Annotated in this window: 16 protein-coding genes; 9 read left to right on the top strand and 7 right to left on the bottom strand. The window is 69.8% G+C overall.

Features of this window, described 5'->3' with window-relative positions:
- The first annotated feature begins 61 nt into the window (after window positions 1–61).
- Window positions 62–976: a pyridoxamine 5'-phosphate oxidase family protein gene (locus tag AOZ06_RS13670; protein ID WP_054289728.1), complete on the top strand. Its 915-nt coding sequence runs from the start codon at window positions 62–64 to the stop codon at window positions 974–976.
- Window positions 977–1,022: 46 nt separating this feature from the next.
- Window positions 1,023–1,790, top strand: a complete 768-nt coding sequence (map, locus tag AOZ06_RS13665) for a type I methionyl aminopeptidase (protein ID WP_054289727.1) — start codon at window positions 1,023–1,025, stop codon at window positions 1,788–1,790.
- A gap of 57 nt (window positions 1,791–1,847) precedes the next feature.
- Here the strand turns inward: map and AOZ06_RS13660 are convergent, their stop codons facing one another.
- The 3 genes from AOZ06_RS13660 to AOZ06_RS13650 form a co-directional block, all read right to left on the bottom strand.
- Window positions 1,848–2,873, bottom strand: a complete 1,026-nt coding sequence (locus AOZ06_RS13660; protein ID WP_054289726.1) for a 6-phosphofructokinase — start codon at window positions 2,871–2,873, stop codon at window positions 1,848–1,850.
- A gap of 102 nt (window positions 2,874–2,975) precedes the next feature.
- Window positions 2,976–3,482 carry a polyadenylate-specific 3'-exoribonuclease AS gene (locus AOZ06_RS13655; protein WP_054289725.1) on the bottom strand — a complete coding sequence of 169 codons (507 nt, stop codon included), beginning with the start codon at window positions 3,480–3,482 and terminating at the stop codon, window positions 2,976–2,978.
- A gap of 21 nt (window positions 3,483–3,503) precedes the next feature.
- On the bottom strand, window positions 3,504–4,262 hold the full coding sequence (locus AOZ06_RS13650) for a lysophospholipid acyltransferase family protein (protein ID WP_054289724.1): 759 nt from the start codon (window positions 4,260–4,262) through the stop codon (window positions 3,504–3,506).
- Between the two features lie 177 nt (window positions 4,263–4,439).
- Between AOZ06_RS13650 and AOZ06_RS13645 the strand changes: the two genes are divergently transcribed.
- Complete coding sequence (locus tag AOZ06_RS13645; protein WP_157233003.1) at window positions 4,440–5,030, top strand: hypothetical protein; 591 nt, start codon at window positions 4,440–4,442, stop codon at window positions 5,028–5,030.
- Window positions 5,031–5,037: 7 nt separating this feature from the next.
- Here AOZ06_RS13645 and AOZ06_RS13640 read toward each other — a convergent pair whose 3' ends face one another.
- On the bottom strand, window positions 5,038–6,834 hold the full coding sequence (locus tag AOZ06_RS13640) for an AMP-dependent synthetase/ligase (RefSeq protein WP_054289722.1): 1,797 nt from the start codon (window positions 6,832–6,834) through the stop codon (window positions 5,038–5,040).
- A 41-nt stretch (window positions 6,835–6,875) separates the two neighbouring features.
- Between AOZ06_RS13640 and AOZ06_RS13635 the strand changes: the two genes are divergently transcribed.
- From AOZ06_RS13635 to AOZ06_RS13610, 6 genes are read left to right on the top strand one after another with little or no spacing between them, the layout of a single operon-like run.
- A complete protein-coding gene (locus tag AOZ06_RS13635; protein WP_054289721.1) occupies window positions 6,876–7,259 on the top strand; it encodes a hypothetical protein in 384 nt (127 codons plus the stop codon).
- Window positions 7,260–7,268: 9 nt separating this feature from the next.
- Window positions 7,269–8,057: a metallophosphoesterase family protein gene (locus AOZ06_RS13630; protein WP_054289720.1), complete on the top strand. Its 789-nt coding sequence runs from the start codon at window positions 7,269–7,271 to the stop codon at window positions 8,055–8,057.
- Between the two features lie 23 nt (window positions 8,058–8,080).
- Entirely contained in the window at window positions 8,081–8,521 is a 441-nt protein-coding gene (locus AOZ06_RS13625; protein ID WP_054289719.1) for an SRPBCC family protein, read from the top strand.
- 8 nt (window positions 8,522–8,529) lie between these two features.
- Complete coding sequence (locus AOZ06_RS13620; RefSeq protein WP_054289718.1) at window positions 8,530–9,690, top strand: ArsA family ATPase; 1,161 nt, start codon at window positions 8,530–8,532, stop codon at window positions 9,688–9,690.
- Window positions 9,687–10,064, top strand: a complete 378-nt coding sequence (locus AOZ06_RS13615; RefSeq protein WP_054289717.1) for a hypothetical protein — start codon at window positions 9,687–9,689, stop codon at window positions 10,062–10,064. Before AOZ06_RS13620 ends, AOZ06_RS13615 begins: the two co-directional genes overlap by 4 nt.
- Window positions 10,064–11,017, top strand: coding sequence for an ROK family glucokinase (locus AOZ06_RS13610; protein ID WP_054289716.1), 954 nt, complete (start codon window positions 10,064–10,066; stop codon window positions 11,015–11,017). Before AOZ06_RS13615 ends, AOZ06_RS13610 begins: the two co-directional genes overlap by 1 nt.
- A 30-nt stretch (window positions 11,018–11,047) precedes the next feature.
- Here AOZ06_RS13610 and AOZ06_RS13605 read toward each other — a convergent pair whose 3' ends face one another.
- The 3 genes from AOZ06_RS13605 to AOZ06_RS13595 form a co-directional block, all read right to left on the bottom strand.
- Window positions 11,048–12,202 carry a glycosyltransferase family 4 protein gene (locus tag AOZ06_RS13605; protein ID WP_157233002.1) on the bottom strand — a complete coding sequence of 385 codons (1,155 nt, stop codon included), beginning with the start codon at window positions 12,200–12,202 and terminating at the stop codon, window positions 11,048–11,050.
- Window positions 12,203–12,211: 9 nt separating this feature from the next.
- Window positions 12,212–13,546 (bottom strand): hypothetical protein, encoded by a 1,335-nt coding sequence (locus tag AOZ06_RS13600; RefSeq protein ID WP_054289714.1) that lies wholly within the window; start codon window positions 13,544–13,546, stop codon window positions 12,212–12,214.
- Window positions 13,547–13,634: 88 nt separating this feature from the next.
- A complete protein-coding gene (locus AOZ06_RS13595; RefSeq protein ID WP_063810032.1) occupies window positions 13,635–14,690 on the bottom strand; it encodes an NlpC/P60 family protein in 1,056 nt (351 codons plus the stop codon).
- Window positions 14,691–15,074: the final 384 nt, after the last annotated feature.

The raw sequence follows: 15,074 nt of genomic DNA, 5'->3' as shown, positions 1-15,074 counted from the left end.
GGATCCGATGATAGTGCCCGGCTGTTGACCTCGACCGCGGTTGAGGTTTTAGCGTCCGGCCATGCTGATCGATTCACGAGTGTCCGAGGTGCTGTCGAAGGTGCGGGTGGTCGAGCTCGCCACCATCGGCAAGGACAGCTCGCCGCAGGTACGGCCGATGTCCGCGATCTGGGTTCCCGGCAAGGGGCACATCGTGCTGACCACGCCGCTCGCGTTCCCGCAGAAGGTGTTCAACATCCGGCGCGACGGCCGGGTGTCGCTGTTCTACTCCGACCTGACCGGCAGCGGCCTCGACGGCAAGACCGCCGTGCTGGTGCAGGGCACGGCCGATGCGCCGCAGATCGCTGCCGGCAGCGCGGAGCTCGAGGACTTCTGGAGCGCCACGTTCTCCCGCAATCCCGAGTACGCCACCCAGTTCGCCTCCCCCGGCTACCGCGCCACCATGGATTGGTACTACTGGCGGCTGCCGATCTACGTCACGCCCGAGCGAGTGCACGTGTTCGACGCGACACCGGTCGGCGGCGTCCTGGAGCCGCCGCCTCCGTCGGCGGTGCCGATGGCCGAGCAGATCAGGGACGCGATCGAGCGCTACCCGACCGCCGTGCTCACGGCGTTCGACGACCAGGGCCACCCGTACTCGGTCCGGGCCGAGGTAAGTGCGGACTTGCGGGTTCGCCCGCTGCAGCCGTTCGACGGCAAGCCGGGACGCGCGAGCCTGCTCTGGCACCGGCACAGCCTGGGCGCGGGTGGTGACACGAGCAGCATGCTTACACTTCAGGTGATCGGTTCGTTCGACGGCGAGCGTTTCACGGCGGAGCGGGTCCCCGGCGCGCTGCCGGACGAACGAGGGGCAGGCGGCGGCGAGTACGACTGGGTCGCCCGCGCCAAGCAGCAGTCGGCGGCGTACCTCGCCAAGCGGGGCCTGGCGGAGCCGGTGGTCGACTGGGATGCTCTGGCGGGCTACACGACCCCCTGACTGTGATAAGAATACTGGGATAGTTATCCGGTCCCAGGAGAGCGTGATGGTCGAACTCAAGACACCCGCGGAACTAGAGCTGATGCGCGAAGCGGGCAAAGTGGTGGCCGCCGCGTTGCGGGCCACCAAGCAAGCGGCGGCTCCCGGCGTGTCACTGCGCGAGTTGGACACGGTCGCGGCGGAAGTGATCGCCGCCAACGGCGCGAAGTCGTCGTTCCTGCACTACCACCCGCACTTCGCGCCGACGCCGTTCCCCGGCGTGATCTGCGCTTCGGTCAACGACCTGGTGGTGCACGGCATCCCGGACGACTACGAGCTCAAAGAGGGCGACCTGGTCAGCATCGACTGCGGCGCGCACGTCAACGGGTTCCACGGGGACTCGGCGATCACGTTCTTCATCGGCGAGCCGGCCGAGCAGGACGCCCGCCTGAGCGAGCACACGCGGGAAGCGTTGTACGCGGGCATCGCCGCGGCGAAGGTGGGCAACCGGCTCGGCGACGTGTCCAACGCGATCGGCAAGATCGGCCGCGCGCACGGCTACGGACTGCTGGCGGGCTACGGCGGTCACGGTGTCGGCCGCAAGATGCACGAGGACCCGCACGTGCCCAACGAAGGCAAAGCCGGTCGTGGCCTGAAACTGCGGGCAGGCCTCGTGATCGCCATCGAGCCGATGTTCATCGCGGGCGGCAGGGACACGTTCACCACCGACGCGGACGGCTGGGGCCTGCGCAGCTCCGATCGCACCCGCGCGGCGCACTGGGAACACACCATCGCGGTCACCCCGGACGGCCCGGTCATCCTCACCGACCCGTAAAAACCCTCGTGAGTGTTTAGTCCGGTTCTAACCGGACTAAACACTCACGAGATTCTCTCAGCCGAAGAAGACTTCGGCTTCCTGGTAGCGCTCCAGGGGGACGGTCTTGAGTTCGGCGGTCGCCTCGGACAGCTTCACGCGGACGATGTCGGTGCCGCGCAACGCGACCATCACACCGAAGTCACCGGCTGCCACCGCGTCCACGGCGTGCAGACCGAACCGGGTCGCCAGCACGCGGTCGTACGCGGTCGGCGTGCCGCCGCGCTGCGTGTGGCCGAGCACCACGGCACGGGACTCCTTGCCGGTGCGCTGCGCGATCTCCTCGGCCAGCCACGTACCGACGCCACCGAGCCGCACGTGCCCGAACGCGTCCTTCTCGCCGCTGGTCAGCACCTCGTCGCCGCCCTCGGGGACCGCGCCTTCGGCCACGACGATGATCGGCGCGTACTCGCGCTCGAACCGGCGCTCGACCCACTCGACGACCTTCTCGACGCTGAAGGGCCGCTCCGGCACCAGGATCACGTTCGCGCCGCCCGCGAGACCCGAGTGCAGCGCGATCCAGCCCGCGTGCCTGCCCATGACCTCGCAGACGAGCGCGCGGTGGTGCGACTCGGCGGTCGTGCGCAGCCGGTCGATCGACTCGGTCGCGATGTGCACCGCGGTGTCGAAGCCGAAGGTGTAGTCCGTGGCGCCCAGGTCGTTGTCGATCGTCTTCGGCACGCCGACCACGCCGATGCCGTCATCGGTCAGCTTCTTGGCCACGCCGAGCGTGTCCTCGCCGCCGATCGCGATCAGCGCGTCGATGCCCTGGTCCGCCAGGACCGCCCTGATCTTCTCGACGCCGCCGTCGACCTTGTACGGGTTGGTGCGCGACGAGCCGAGGATCGTGCCGCCGCGGGTGAGGATGTCTTCCACCTGGTCGAGCCCGATGGGCTTCGACTTGCCTTCGAGTGGACCCTGCCAGCCGTTGCGGAACCCGACGATCTCCCAGCCGTGTGCCTCGATGCCCTTGCGGGTCACGGCCCTGATCACCGCGTTCAGCCCGGGACAGTCGCCACCACCGGTGAGTACGCCTATACGCATGGGTGAAGGGTGTCACGGGCTGGATCGGTAAAGCAACCGGGTCCCGTTTAACAGGCGGGAAACGCTCCCACTTCGTGGAATCGGACAGAACAGGCGCCGGTCCTACCGGACGGGGAAACCCTTGCGCAGCCGCTCGACCTCGATCACGTTCCACCGCGCGAGGTTGTGCCGGGCGTCGGCGAGCGCGTCGTGCGCGTCCGTCGGCGGGTTGGGCAACTGCGGCTTGCCCACGTCCTCCCAGCGCTGACGCAGGTCACGCGTGAAGCGCGGCAACTGGCGCGGCAACGCGGGCATCGCGCCCCACAGCTGCGCGAGCGCCACGTGGTCGTACGCGGCGAACCACGCCCACAGCTCCACGCTCTCCCCGCGCGGGCTGAGGAACGCCATCAGGTCCTCGCGGATCGTCGCGCGGTCGCGCCACGCCTTGTCGGCCGGGGCCGGGAGCTTGTCCAGCACGTTCTCGCGGACCCACTGACCGGCCTTGGCCGGGTCGAACTCGGTCGACACGGCGTAGAACTCCCTGCCGTCCTCGGCAACGACACCGATCGACACCAAGTCGATGGTCACCCCATCCTCGATGAATTCCGTGTCATAGAAATACCTTGGCACCCCGACAACCTTAGTTGTGAATCATCCGGCCTTGGTCTCGGGGATGCGGTCCCGCTGCTCACCGCGCTGCTCGGGCACGCCACCGGCCGGCTTGGCCGTCCCGGTCTCCATCTCCTTGACCTTGGCGGCGTACATGTCCACGTACTCCTGGCCGGAGAGCTCCATCAGCGCGTACATCACCTCGTCGGTGATCGAGCGCTCGACGAACCGGTCGCCGCTGAGGCCCTCGTAGCGGGAGAAGTCGAGCGGCTCGCCGAACTTCACGCGGATCTTGGTCGGCTTCCACATCTTGGAGCCGATCGGGTTGGCGATGTCCGTGCCGACCATGGCCACCGGGATGATCGGCACGCCCGCCTCGAGCGCGATCCGCGCGAGGCCGGTCTTGCCCTTGTAGAGCCTGCCGTCCGGCGAGCGGGTGCCCTCGGGGTAGATGCCGAGCAGGTGGCCTTCGCGCAGCAGCCGGATGCCGGTGTCCAGCGCCGCCTGCGCCGCCGAGCCGCCGGTGCGGTCGATCGGGATCTGGCCCATGCCGGTGAAGAACCACTTCTTGAAGGCGCCCTTGAGGCCCTTCTCGGTGAAGTACTCCAGCTTCGCCGGGAAGGTCACCCGGCGCTTGGGGATCACCAGCGGCATGAAGAACGAGTCGGACACCGCGAGGTGGTTGCTGGCCAGGATCGCGCCACCGCTCTTCGGGATGTTCTCGAGTCCCTCGGCCGTCGGCCGGAAGAACAGCTTCAGGACCGGCCCGAGCAGGATGTGTTTCATCACGAAGTACAGCACCGGGTAGAGCGCCTCCTGCCATGAACTACCACCGACAGACCATCGGACAGCCTACGAACTGTGCCCGTCCCGGCACAACGCGGAGGATGACCATCCTCGTCCCCGGTCGTTGTCTTGGGTAACAACGCGCAAAAGAGCCGGAAGTAACTGGCCAACCCAACCGGAGTCCGTGCGACGATGGCTGTACGTGGTTGGAGCTTCGAGGAGGAGTCGGGTGCTCGGGAGAGCGTCATGAAGGGCGGGTCCGACGGCCCGGAGGACGTCGACGCCGCCTTCGCGCAGATCGTCGCCGACCTGGAACGCGAAGGCCTCGGCTCGACGGTGCAGGCCGACCTGGACCGTGAAGCCGGTGTGAGCAGCACCGACAGCACTGCCGAGCTGGACGTCGAACCACCCGGGAAACAAGACAAACCCGCCAAGCCGCCGTCCGGCGAGGCCGATCTGCCCGACCTGCCGGAGATCGCCGCACCGGCGACCGCGGGCTGGCGCGGCCACGAGACCGAGATGGACTGGGCGTGGAGCTCGGACGACGACCACTACGTCCCGCCGGAGCCGCCGCCCATCCCCAAGCCGAGCCCGTTGACGATCCTCGCACTGGTGCTGATGCTGATCGCGTTGTTCCTGCTGGTCGCGCCCGGCCTGATCGGCCTGGCCACGCGGGTGGCCACGCCGATCGCGCTCGTCTCGGCCGCGGTGGGGATCGGCCTGGTGGTGCTGCGGATCCGGCAGAACAACACCCCGGACGACGACAACGGCGCCCAGGTCTAGCGCCCGGTCACTTCTTCGAGTAGATCGCCTCGATGCGGTCGGCGTACTCGGTGGCGATGATCTCGCGGCGCAGCTTCAGGCTCGGCGTGATCTCGCCTCGTTCCTCGCTGAAGTCACGCGGCAGCACGACGAAGCTGCGGATCGACTCGGCACGCGACACCGCCTTGTTCGCCTCGTCCACCGCCGACTGGACCTCCGCCCGCAGGTCGTCGTCATCGGCCAGGTCGGCCACCGTGCCCTGCTTGCCGTTGCGGGCCTTCCACGACTGGAAGTACTCGTCGTCGACGGTGATCAGCGCGCCGATGAACGGTTTGCGGTCGCCCACCACCAGGCACTGGCTGACCAGCGGGTGGATCCGCAGCCGGTCCTCGAGCACGGCGGGCGCGACGTTCTTGCCGCCCGCGGTCACGATGATCTCCTTCTTGCGGCCGGTGATCGCCAGGAACCCGTCGTCGTCGAGGGTGCCGAGGTCGCCCGTGTGGAACCAGCCGTCCTTGAGCGACTCGGCGCTCGCGTCCGCGTTGTGCCAGTAGCCGGTGAACACCATGTCGCCGGACAGCAGCACCTCACCGTCGTCGGCGATGCGCACGGACGCGCCCGCGACCGGGCGGCCGACCGTGCCGACCTTGAAGTCCGCGCCGGTGTTCACCGCGATCGCGGCGGCCGTCTCGGTCAGCCCGTACCCCTCGAACACCGGGACGCCGATGCCCCGGAAGAAGTGCCCGAGCCGCTCCCCCAGCGGCGCGCCGCCGGAGATCGCCGCCTCGCAGCGGCCACCCAGGGCCAGGCGCAGCTTGCCGTAGACGAGCCGGTCGGCCACCAAGTGCTTGGCACGCAGCGCGATCCCGGGTTTGCCGCCGGACTTGCTGTACTCGATGGCCAGCGCCTCGGCCATGTCGAAGATCTTGCCCTTGCCCTCGGCGTGCGCGCGCTGCTTGGCGGTGTTGTAGACCTTCTCGAACACGCGCGGCACCGCGACCACGAACGTCGGCCGGAACGTGCCGAGGTCCTTGACCAGGGTCTTGACGTCCGGCAGGTGGCCGAGCGTGGTGCGGGCGTACACGCAGCAGATGGCGATCGCCCTGGCGAAGATGTGCGCGAGCGGCAGGAACACCAGCATCGAGTTGCCGGACTTCAGCAACTGCGGGAACGCCTTGATGTCCGCGCGGACCTCGGCGAGCAGGTTGCGGTGGGTCAGCTCGACGCCCTTGGGCCTGCCGGTGGTGCCGGAGGTGTAGACCAGGGTGGCCACGGAGTCGGCGCGCACACCGCGGTGCAGCTCGTGCACGGCTTCCTCGTCGACGTCGGCGCCGAGCGCGGTCAGCTCGTCCACCGCGGGCGCGATGTCCGGGCCCGCGTCGAGCTGCCAGACGCGGCCCAGCTCCGGCAGCCGGTCGACCAGCCCGTCGACAGTCGCCCGGTGCTCGGCGGTTTCCACGACCACCGCCCGCGCGCCCGAGTCGGACAGGATCCACTCGACCTGTTCGGCCGAGGACGTCTCATAGATCGGGACGGTCACCCCGCCCGCTGTCCAGATCGCGAAATCCAGCAGCGACCACTCGTACCGGGTCTTGGACAACAGGGCCACCCGGTCGCCCGGCCGCAGCCCGGTCGCGATCAGTCCTTTCGCGACCGCCAGCACGTGCGCCGCGAACTCGCGCGCTGTCACGTCCACCCACGACCCGCCGACCAGGCGGCGGAAGCTGACTGTGTCGCCGAAGCGATCCGCGTTGGCCCAGACCATGTCGGTGAGGTTCTCTTCCCCGGTCACCGAGATCGTGGCCGGCGCACTGTATTCCCGCACGTCACATGAACCTAGTACAGCGCTCGTGACACTATGCACTCGTGCCTGCAGTGGACGTCGTCGACGAGACATTCCTGGCCGTGCCACCACCCGTGGTCAAGGCCGCTTTCGCCAACCGGGACAGCTGGCGGACGATGTGGCCGGATCTCACCCTCGAGGTGTACGCCGACCGCGGTGACGAGGGCGTGCGGTGGACTGTGCGCGGTGCGCTGACCGGGACGATGGAGGTCTGGCTGGAGCCGGTGCTCGACGGCACCGTGCTGCACTACTTCCTGCGTGCGGACCTGCCGGTGCCCGCCGGGCCGCGTGAGATCCGGCGGGAGACCACCCGTCGCCAGTTCGCGGCCAAGAACATCGCGTTCGACCTCAAGGTCGTGCTCGAGGACGGCCGCAGGCCAGGTGTCCCCCCTGGGTGGAAACCGTAGAGTGAAGTCGTGCGCGTCCACGTGGTCTCCGATATCCATGGCAACTCGGAGGCTCTGGCGAGGGCAGGTGACGGGGCCGACGCGCTCGTCGTGCTCGGCGACCTGATCGACTTCGTCGACTACCACGACCACGGCGGCGGCATCCTCGGCCGCGTGTTCGGCGCGGAGAAGGTGTCGGAGTTCGCGCGGCTGCGGCGCAACCGCCAGCTCAAGGAACTCGCGGAGTACGCCCGTTCGCTGTGGGCGAGCCTGGAGAACGCCGCCGATGTGGTGCAGGAAGCCCTTTTGGAGCAGTACACGAGGTTGTTCGCGGCGATGACCGTGCCCACGTACGCCACGCCGGGCAATGTCGACGTGCCGGACCTGTGGCCGCGGTTCGCCCGCGACGGCCTGACCGCGCTGGACGGGGACGTGGCGGAGATCGGCGGGTTGCGGTTCGGGTTCGTCGGCGGCGCGTTGCTCGCACCAGGCGGCCGTGTCCGGCGGACCGGGGCGTGGTTTCCGTACCTGCGCACCGAGGACGACTACAACGCTTCTGTCGGCAAGCTCACGGATGTGGACGTGCTGTGCTCGCACATCCCGCCCGCTGTGCCGGAACTCACCTACGACGTCGTGGCGCGGCGCACCGAGCTCGGCTCGTACGCGCTGCGCGATCTGATCGTGGAACAACGGCCACGCTGGTCGCTGTTCGGTCACGTGCACCAGCCGCTGTCCGCGCGGACGCGGTTCGCGTCGACCGACTGCATCAACGTCGGTCACTTCCAGCGCACCGAGGTGCCGCACGTGCTCACTTGGTGAGCCAACCAGGTAGCCTGCCCCGCATGGCCGACGAGTCCACCCAGTCCATCACCGTAGAGGCAGACGCGGACACGATCATGGGCGTGATCGCCGATTTCGCCGCGTACCCGGAGTGGACAGGGGCGGTGAAAGAGACCGAGGTCCTCGCCGAGGACGCCGACGGGCAGGCCACCCAGGTCCGGTTCGTCATCGACGCGGGGATGTTCAAGGACACCTACACCCTGGAGTACGAGTGGTCGACCGACGGCCTGTCGGTGGACTGGCACCTGGTCAAGGGCCAGATGCAGCGCTCGCAGCGCGGCCGGTACCTGCTCGAGCCGCGGGGTGGCGACGCGACGAAGGTGACGTACACGCTGTCGGTCCAGCTGGCCGTGCCGATGATCGGCATGTTCCGCCGCAAGGCCGAGAAGATGATCATGGACATCGCGCTGAAGGACCTCAAGCGCCGCGCCGAAGGGTTGTAACCACCGCCTTGCGGATCCTGCTGTTCACCGGAAAGGGCGGGGTGGGCAAGACCACCCTCGCGGCGGCCACCGCGGTGCGGCTGGCCGCGAGTGGGCGCGAGACTCTCGTCGTGTCCACCGATCCCGCGCACTCGCTCGCCGACGCGTTCGGCACGCGGCTGACCGGTGAACCCTCCCTAGTGGACACCCGGCTGCACGCGTCGCACGTGGACAGCCGCGGCCTCGTCGACTCCGCGTGGGGCGAGCTGCGCCAGCAGCTGCGTACCGTGCTGGCAGGCGCGGGCGTGGACGAGCTGGACGCCGAGGAACTGACCGTCGTGCCGGGGCTCGACGAGCTGCTGGCGCTGACCGAGGTGGCGCGGCTGGCCAGAACCGGCCAGTGGGACGCGGTCGTGGTGGACTGCGGGCCGACCGCGGAGACGTTGCGGCTGCTGGCGTTGCCCGACGCGATCGCGACCTACCTGCAGCGCGCGTTCCCGGCCCGGTCGGTGCGGGGAATGGTCGCCGGTGTGGGACGGCAGGGCTGGGTGGACTCGATCGGCAGGCTGGCCGAACACCTGGCGGAGCTGCGGGACATGCTGGCCGATCCCCAGGTCACCGGGGTGCGGCTGGTGCTGACGCCGGAGCGGCTGGTGGTGGCCGAGAGCAAGCGGACGCTGGCGGCGCTGGCGCTGCGGGACATCCGCGTCGACGGGATGATCGCCAACCGGCTGGTGCCCAAGGCGGGCCTGCGGCGTGGCCCGGCGGCGACGTGGCTGCGGACCAGGCGCGGCGAGCAGGACGCGGTGCTGGCCGAGCTGAAGGCGTCCACCCCGATCGGGCTGCACGTGGTCGAGCACCGCGCGGCCGAGCCGGTCGGGCTCGAAGCGCTGGGTTCACTGGCCGACGAGCTCTACGGCCGGGCGGACCCGTTGGGCTCCAACGCCTCCCGGCCGCCGTCGCTGCTGCAGATCCGCCCGGAGGGAACGGGCTACGTGCTGCGGGTCGCGATACCGTTGAGCGAAGAGTCCGATGTGAACCTGGCGAGAGTCGGTGACGACTTGGCGATCACAGTGGACGGTATGCGCAGACTGGTGCCGTTGCCCGCGGTGTTGCGGCGCTACGAGGTCGCGGATGCCTCTGTGGACGGTGACGGCCTGCTGCTGCAGTTCGCCGGGGCGGCGCTGTGAGCGCGCAACCGGGTACGCGGCTGCTCGAGGAGATCGTGCTGCTGCTCGACGCGGTCGCCGAACGGCTCGGCCCGCACCTCGACCAGGTCGCGGCCGAGCACGACGGCCCGCCGGACAAGTGTCCACTGTGTGCCATCAGCGCGCTGGTGCGCGGTGAGCCGAACGAACTGGCCGCGACGACGCTGGACCGCGCCGCGGACATCGTGGCGCTGCTGCGGGCCGTGCTCGCCGACCGGTGGGAGCCCGGTGTGCCCCACATGCCCGGTTTCCGCCCGCCGGGGCGTCCCGGTCGCGCGGCCGAACCGAAGCGGCGCGACAATAGGCCGGTGCAACACATCCAACTCCGCCGCCCCAACCGCCACGGAAGCGACTGATGCTGACCGTCGGCGTCGACGTCGGTGGAACGAGCGTGCGGGCTGGTGTCGTCGACAGACGCGGAACCATCCTGGACACCGCACGAGTGGGCACGCCGTCGGGCGCGGAAGCCCTCAACGACGCGATCGTGTCGGTGATCAGTTCGCTGACCGCGCGGCACGCCATCTCCGCGGTCGGTCTCGCCGTCGCCGGGTTCGTGGCCACGGATCTCAAGACGGTGATGTTCGCACCGCACCTGGCGTGGCGCCGGGCCGACGTGGCGGACCGGATCTCCCGCAAGCTCGACCTGCCGGTGGTGCTCGAACACGACGCCAACGCGGCGGCACTGGCCGAGTACCGCTACGGCGCGGCGCGGGGCGCGAAGGTCGCCACGCTGATCGCCATCGGCACCGGGATCGGCGGTGGCCTGCTGCTGGACGGCAAGATCTTCCGCGGTGCGCACGGTGTGGCGCCCGAACTGGGGCATCTGCGGGTCGTACCCAACGGCAGGCCGTGTTCGTGCGGCAAGTCGGGCTGCTGGGAACGGTATTGCAGCGGCACGGCGTTGAGCGCGACCGCGATCGAGCTGCTCGCCGGGCATCCCGGCCAGTCGACCGTGCTCGCGCGTGAGGCCGCGGGCGACGCCCGGTCCATCACCGGCCGGAAGGTCGCCGGTGCCGCACGTGACGGCGACCCGGTGGCGTTGCGGGCGATGGCCGAACTGGCCAGGTGGCTCGGCGAGGGCCTGGCGCTGGTCGCGGACATCTACGACCCGGAGGTCATCGTGATCGCCGGTGGCGTGTCGGAGTCGGCGCCGCTGTTCCTCGACGACGCCCGCGAGCTCTACCGCGACCTGGTCACCGGTTCCGGTTACCGTCCGCTGGCGCGGATCCGCACCGCGCAACTGGGCGACGACGCCGGTCTGGTCGGCGCCGCGACCCTGGCTCGGGATGTCGCCAACGGGCGGCACTAGCGCTGCCGTTCTGGCCTTCGTCGCGTCCCGCTAGCCGCGGAAGGCCGAGAGGCGGGTGTTCTCGCCGGACAGCAGCGTGGACAGGCGGCTGGCCAGCGTGTCCCATCGCCAGGCCGACGACACCCACTGGCGGCCCGCCTGGCCCATCGCGGCCGCTGCCGCGGGGTCGGCGAGCAACCCACCGACCCGTGCGGCGATCTGCTCGACGCTGCGACCGTCCACGACGTGCCCGGTGACCCCTTCCTGGACGGTTTCCGGCGCGCCACCGGAATCACCGGCCACCACGGGCAATCCGCACGCGGACGCCTCGAGGAACACGATTCCCAGGCCTTCCACGTCCAATCCGCCGCCGCGGGTGCGGCACGGCATGGCGAAGACGTCACCGGCGACGTAGTGCGCCGGAAGTTCCTCCCACGAAACGGATCCGGTCAGCACCACGCTGTCTTCGACGTCGTGCTGCCTGGCCAGTGCCGTGAGGTGCTCGGCGTGACGGCCGCCGCCGACCAGCAGCAGCGCGGCGCCGGGCACCTGGCGGCGGATCGCGGGCAGCGCCCTGATCAGCATGTCCTGGCCCTTGCGGGGCACCAGACGGGACACGCACACGACCGTCGGCCGGTCGGAAAGGTTGTGGCGCTTGCGGATCAGCTCGCGTCCGGCCGGGTCGGGGCGGTACACGCCCGTGTCCACACCGGACGGCAGGAACTCCAGCGCCGCGTACCGGCCGAACGCCGCCGCGAACCGGGACCGGGTGTACTTGCTGACGTACGTGACCACGTCCGCGGTGGACCCGATGCGGCGCAACGCCTGGCGGGACCCCGGCAGCATCGACCAGCCGACCTCGTGGCCGTGGGTGGAGGCGACGACTCGCCGTGCTCCCGCTTCGCGCAGCGTCGGGCCGAGCAGCGCCAGCGGGGCCGCGGCACCGAACCACACGGAGGTGCACGCCTCGGCACGCAGGATCTCCTTGGCGCGCTTGGCCACGTCCGGTGTCGGCAACATCAGCGAGGTGGGGTGCCGGACCACCGGGAAGGGCATGGTGGCGTCGAACGCCTCCGCGCCGTCCCACGACGGCGCGTACACGACCAGTTCCCCGGCGGGCAGCCTGGTCGCCAGCGCCTGCAGGTAGGCCTGGATGCCACCGGGCCGCGGCGGGAAGTCGTTGGTCACCAGAAGGGTCCGAGCCACCCGAGCACCCTATCCGAGGGTCTCGCGCAGGTATTCCTGCCAGCCCGCGACGAACTGCTCCGCGTTCAGCCCGACCACCGGGAGCAGCAGTTCGTCGATCTTGTCCGGACCGACCCGGCCCGCCTTGGCCAGCACCCGGTAGAGCTCGATCAGCTTCTGCTCGCCGAGCTTGTCCGCGACGAACCGGGCGACCGAGAACGACTTCTGGTACGCCATGTCCAGCGTGCGGCCCTGGCCGCGGAACTCCTCGTCGGACGGCAGCTTGGCGGGCGGGCCGCTGGTCAGCATGGACGCGTTCAGGTCGGGCGCGGCCTGGGCGAGCGGGATGCCGCTGTCGCGGTAGCCGACGTAGTCGGCGAACCCCTCGAGCACCCACATCGGTGAGCCATCCACTGTGGAGCCGCGGGCGGCGATGTGGGTGAACTCGTGCCGCAGCACGATCCGCAGCGCGGTCACCGACAACGCGTCGGCCGAGGTCGCGCTCATCACGACCCGCTGGCCCTCGGCGATCCCGCGGTCGGTGTCCACCCGGTCGGCGACCGAGACCGCCACGACGGACTCCACCGGGAAGTTGGGCCCGACCAGCGCTTTCATCTCGTCGTTGGAGTCCGGCAGGATCACGACGGCCTGCTTCGTCCACCCGGTGGGCCACACCTCGGACACGGACTGGACCGCACCGTCCAGTTCGGCCGCGACGCGCTTGGCCATCGCCTCGCGCGCCGGGTGCGTGAGCACGAGACCCCGCGCGGTCGTGACCACCACGCACGGCCCGAAGTCCCACGGCCCGCGCCAGGTCCGCCTGCCGACGCCGAGCAGGTCGGTGTCCGACCGGATGAACCACGCGTCCGCGCGTTTGACCAGCAGGTAACCCATCGGCCGGTGGGTCGGCGACGGGTCCGCGCCACGCAGCGCGTACACCAGGTCGATCTCCGGCGCCCACAGTTCCTGCGCGCCGGGGACGTTCGGCAGCACGGACGGATCCAGCGACCGCAGCGGCTGAAGGGTGTAGGACCACTCCCGCACCGGCACTTTGGCGAGGTTGGCGAACAGGGCGCGTTGCGCGTCGCGGAACGCGGGTTCGGCGTGCGGGTCGACGCTCGCCATGAAAGCTTGCTCGTCGCGCCGCAGCAGGGCCTCGGCCCGCGCGCGCAACATGGACTGGGCCGCTTGGGCACGTTCACCCGACGGGGGTGCGACGGCGCCCTGGTTCGGCGGGGCCGAGGACTGGGTCACCGGTGGCGGCTGGACGGCCTCCTGCCGCGCCGGCGGGGCTGCGACCAGCGCGAGGCCGCCGAGCAGCGCGATCGCCACTCCGGCTACCAGCAACGCGCGCAACCGGGCCACACCCTGATCGTATTGCCCCGGCCGTTGAAAACGACGTGACCCCTGGCCCGCACCACCGGCCAGGGGTCACATCCGCTTGATCCGGGGATCAGCCGACCACGCGCTTGGCGCCGAAGTAGTCCCGGCCACCACCCTCGATGGAGGTCTCGGTCTTGACCGGCGTACCGGTCGTCGAGGCGTGCACGATCCGGCCGCCGCCGATGTACATCGCGACGTGGTGGATCGAACCGGCGCTGCTGCCGTAGAACAGCAGGTCACCGGGGATCAGCTCGTTGCGGGACACCGAGCGGCCCACGCCGTACTGCGCACGGCTGGAGCGCGGGAGGCTGACCCCGGCCTGCGCGTACGACCACATCATCAAACCGGAGCAGTCGAAGCCACCCGGCTTCGAGCCGCCCCACACGTACGGGGTGCCACGCTGGGCCAGCGCGGCGTTCATGGCCGTTCCGGCGGCACCGGGCGGGCCGATGTACACGCCGTTGTCGGCCGGGCCCTGCAGCTTGGCCTTCTCGGCCTGCGACAGCTTGGCCTGCGCCGCCTTGACCTCGTTGATCTGCTTCTGCAGTTCCTGGCGGCGGCCGTCGATCTCGGCCTGCAGCTTGGCCGCCGCGTCCCTGGCCGCGGCGGCGCGCTTCTGCGCGTCCGCGGCCTTGGTCTCGGACTCCGTCGCGGTGGTGACGGCCTTGTGCAGCTCGGTGAGCGCCTTGTTGTTGTCCGCCGCCAGCACGCTCAGCGCCGACGAGCGGTCGAGGAAGTCCTGCGCCGAGGTACCGGTGAGCAGTGCGGACAGCTTGTTGAACCGGGCACCGCGCAACGAGGCCGAGCTGAGCTCCTCGACCTGGCCGCGGTACTGGTTCTCGGTCGCCGCCGCCGACGTCTTGGCCTGGTTGGCCGCGTTGAAGTCCGCCGTGGCCTTGTCCAGCTCGGCCTGCTTGGCGTTCTTGTCGTCCGTCGCCTTGTTGAACTCCTCGTTGACGACCTCTGACTGGGCCGACAGCTCGCGGAACTTCTTGAGGGCTTCGGACTCGTTGTTCTGAGCGGGGGGCTGCGCGATCGCCGGAGCGGGGATGGTGCTGACCATCGCGATGATGGCGGACGCTGTCAGTGCTCCACGCATGCTGCGCTTGAGTCGTTGCGACGCCACGTCGCGCGTGTCTCCTTCGTCTCTGCTACCGCCAAGGGAAGGGACAACAACTCGCTGGGGCGCGGGGGCACCCTCGGCGAGCGGCCGGACAAGCGAGTGGACACGCACTCTGTGTTCCGGCGTTGCTCCCAACCGGTGGGGGTCCGGTCCAGTTCCCGACGAACTGGCTCGGCGGTGTTCTCGCGTCATCACCCTTGGTGGGTGACCGGGGGCCGCGAGATCTCGGACAGGTTACGAAAGGAGGCGGCACCCGTCCAGCGGGTCGGCGAAAAAACTCGTTCGAGTGACCGATAAACCCCAACGGAGCAGTGCCGACCCCCCGATGTGACGACAACAACAACCCTGGTCACCACGCTGCGATGCCGCTCACCGCCCAGCGGGTAC

This window comes from Kibdelosporangium phytohabitans, from assembly GCF_001302585.1.
Classification (GTDB): Bacteria; Actinomycetota; Actinomycetes; order Mycobacteriales; family Pseudonocardiaceae; genus Kibdelosporangium; species Kibdelosporangium phytohabitans.
The sequence above is the reverse complement of the archived record's forward strand: the minus strand, read 5'-3'. Positions and strand labels throughout refer to the sequence as shown.

Coding starts and splice junctions, on each gene's coding strand:
- AOZ06_RS13625 (WP_054289719.1), top strand. CDS start 8,081: ATGGCCGACGAGTCCACCCAGTCCATCACCGTAGAGGCAGACGCGGAC.
- AOZ06_RS13610 (WP_054289716.1), top strand. CDS start 10,064: ATGCTGACCGTCGGCGTCGACGTCGGTGGAACGAGCGTGCGGGCTGGT.
- AOZ06_RS13645 (WP_157233003.1), top strand. CDS start 4,440: ATGGCTGTACGTGGTTGGAGCTTCGAGGAGGAGTCGGGTGCTCGGGAG.
- AOZ06_RS13670 (WP_054289728.1), top strand. CDS start 62: ATGCTGATCGATTCACGAGTGTCCGAGGTGCTGTCGAAGGTGCGGGTG.
- AOZ06_RS13660 (WP_054289726.1), bottom strand. CDS start 2,873: ATGCGTATAGGCGTACTCACCGGTGGTGGCGACTGTCCCGGGCTGAAC.
- map (WP_054289727.1), top strand. CDS start 1,023: ATGGTCGAACTCAAGACACCCGCGGAACTAGAGCTGATGCGCGAAGCG.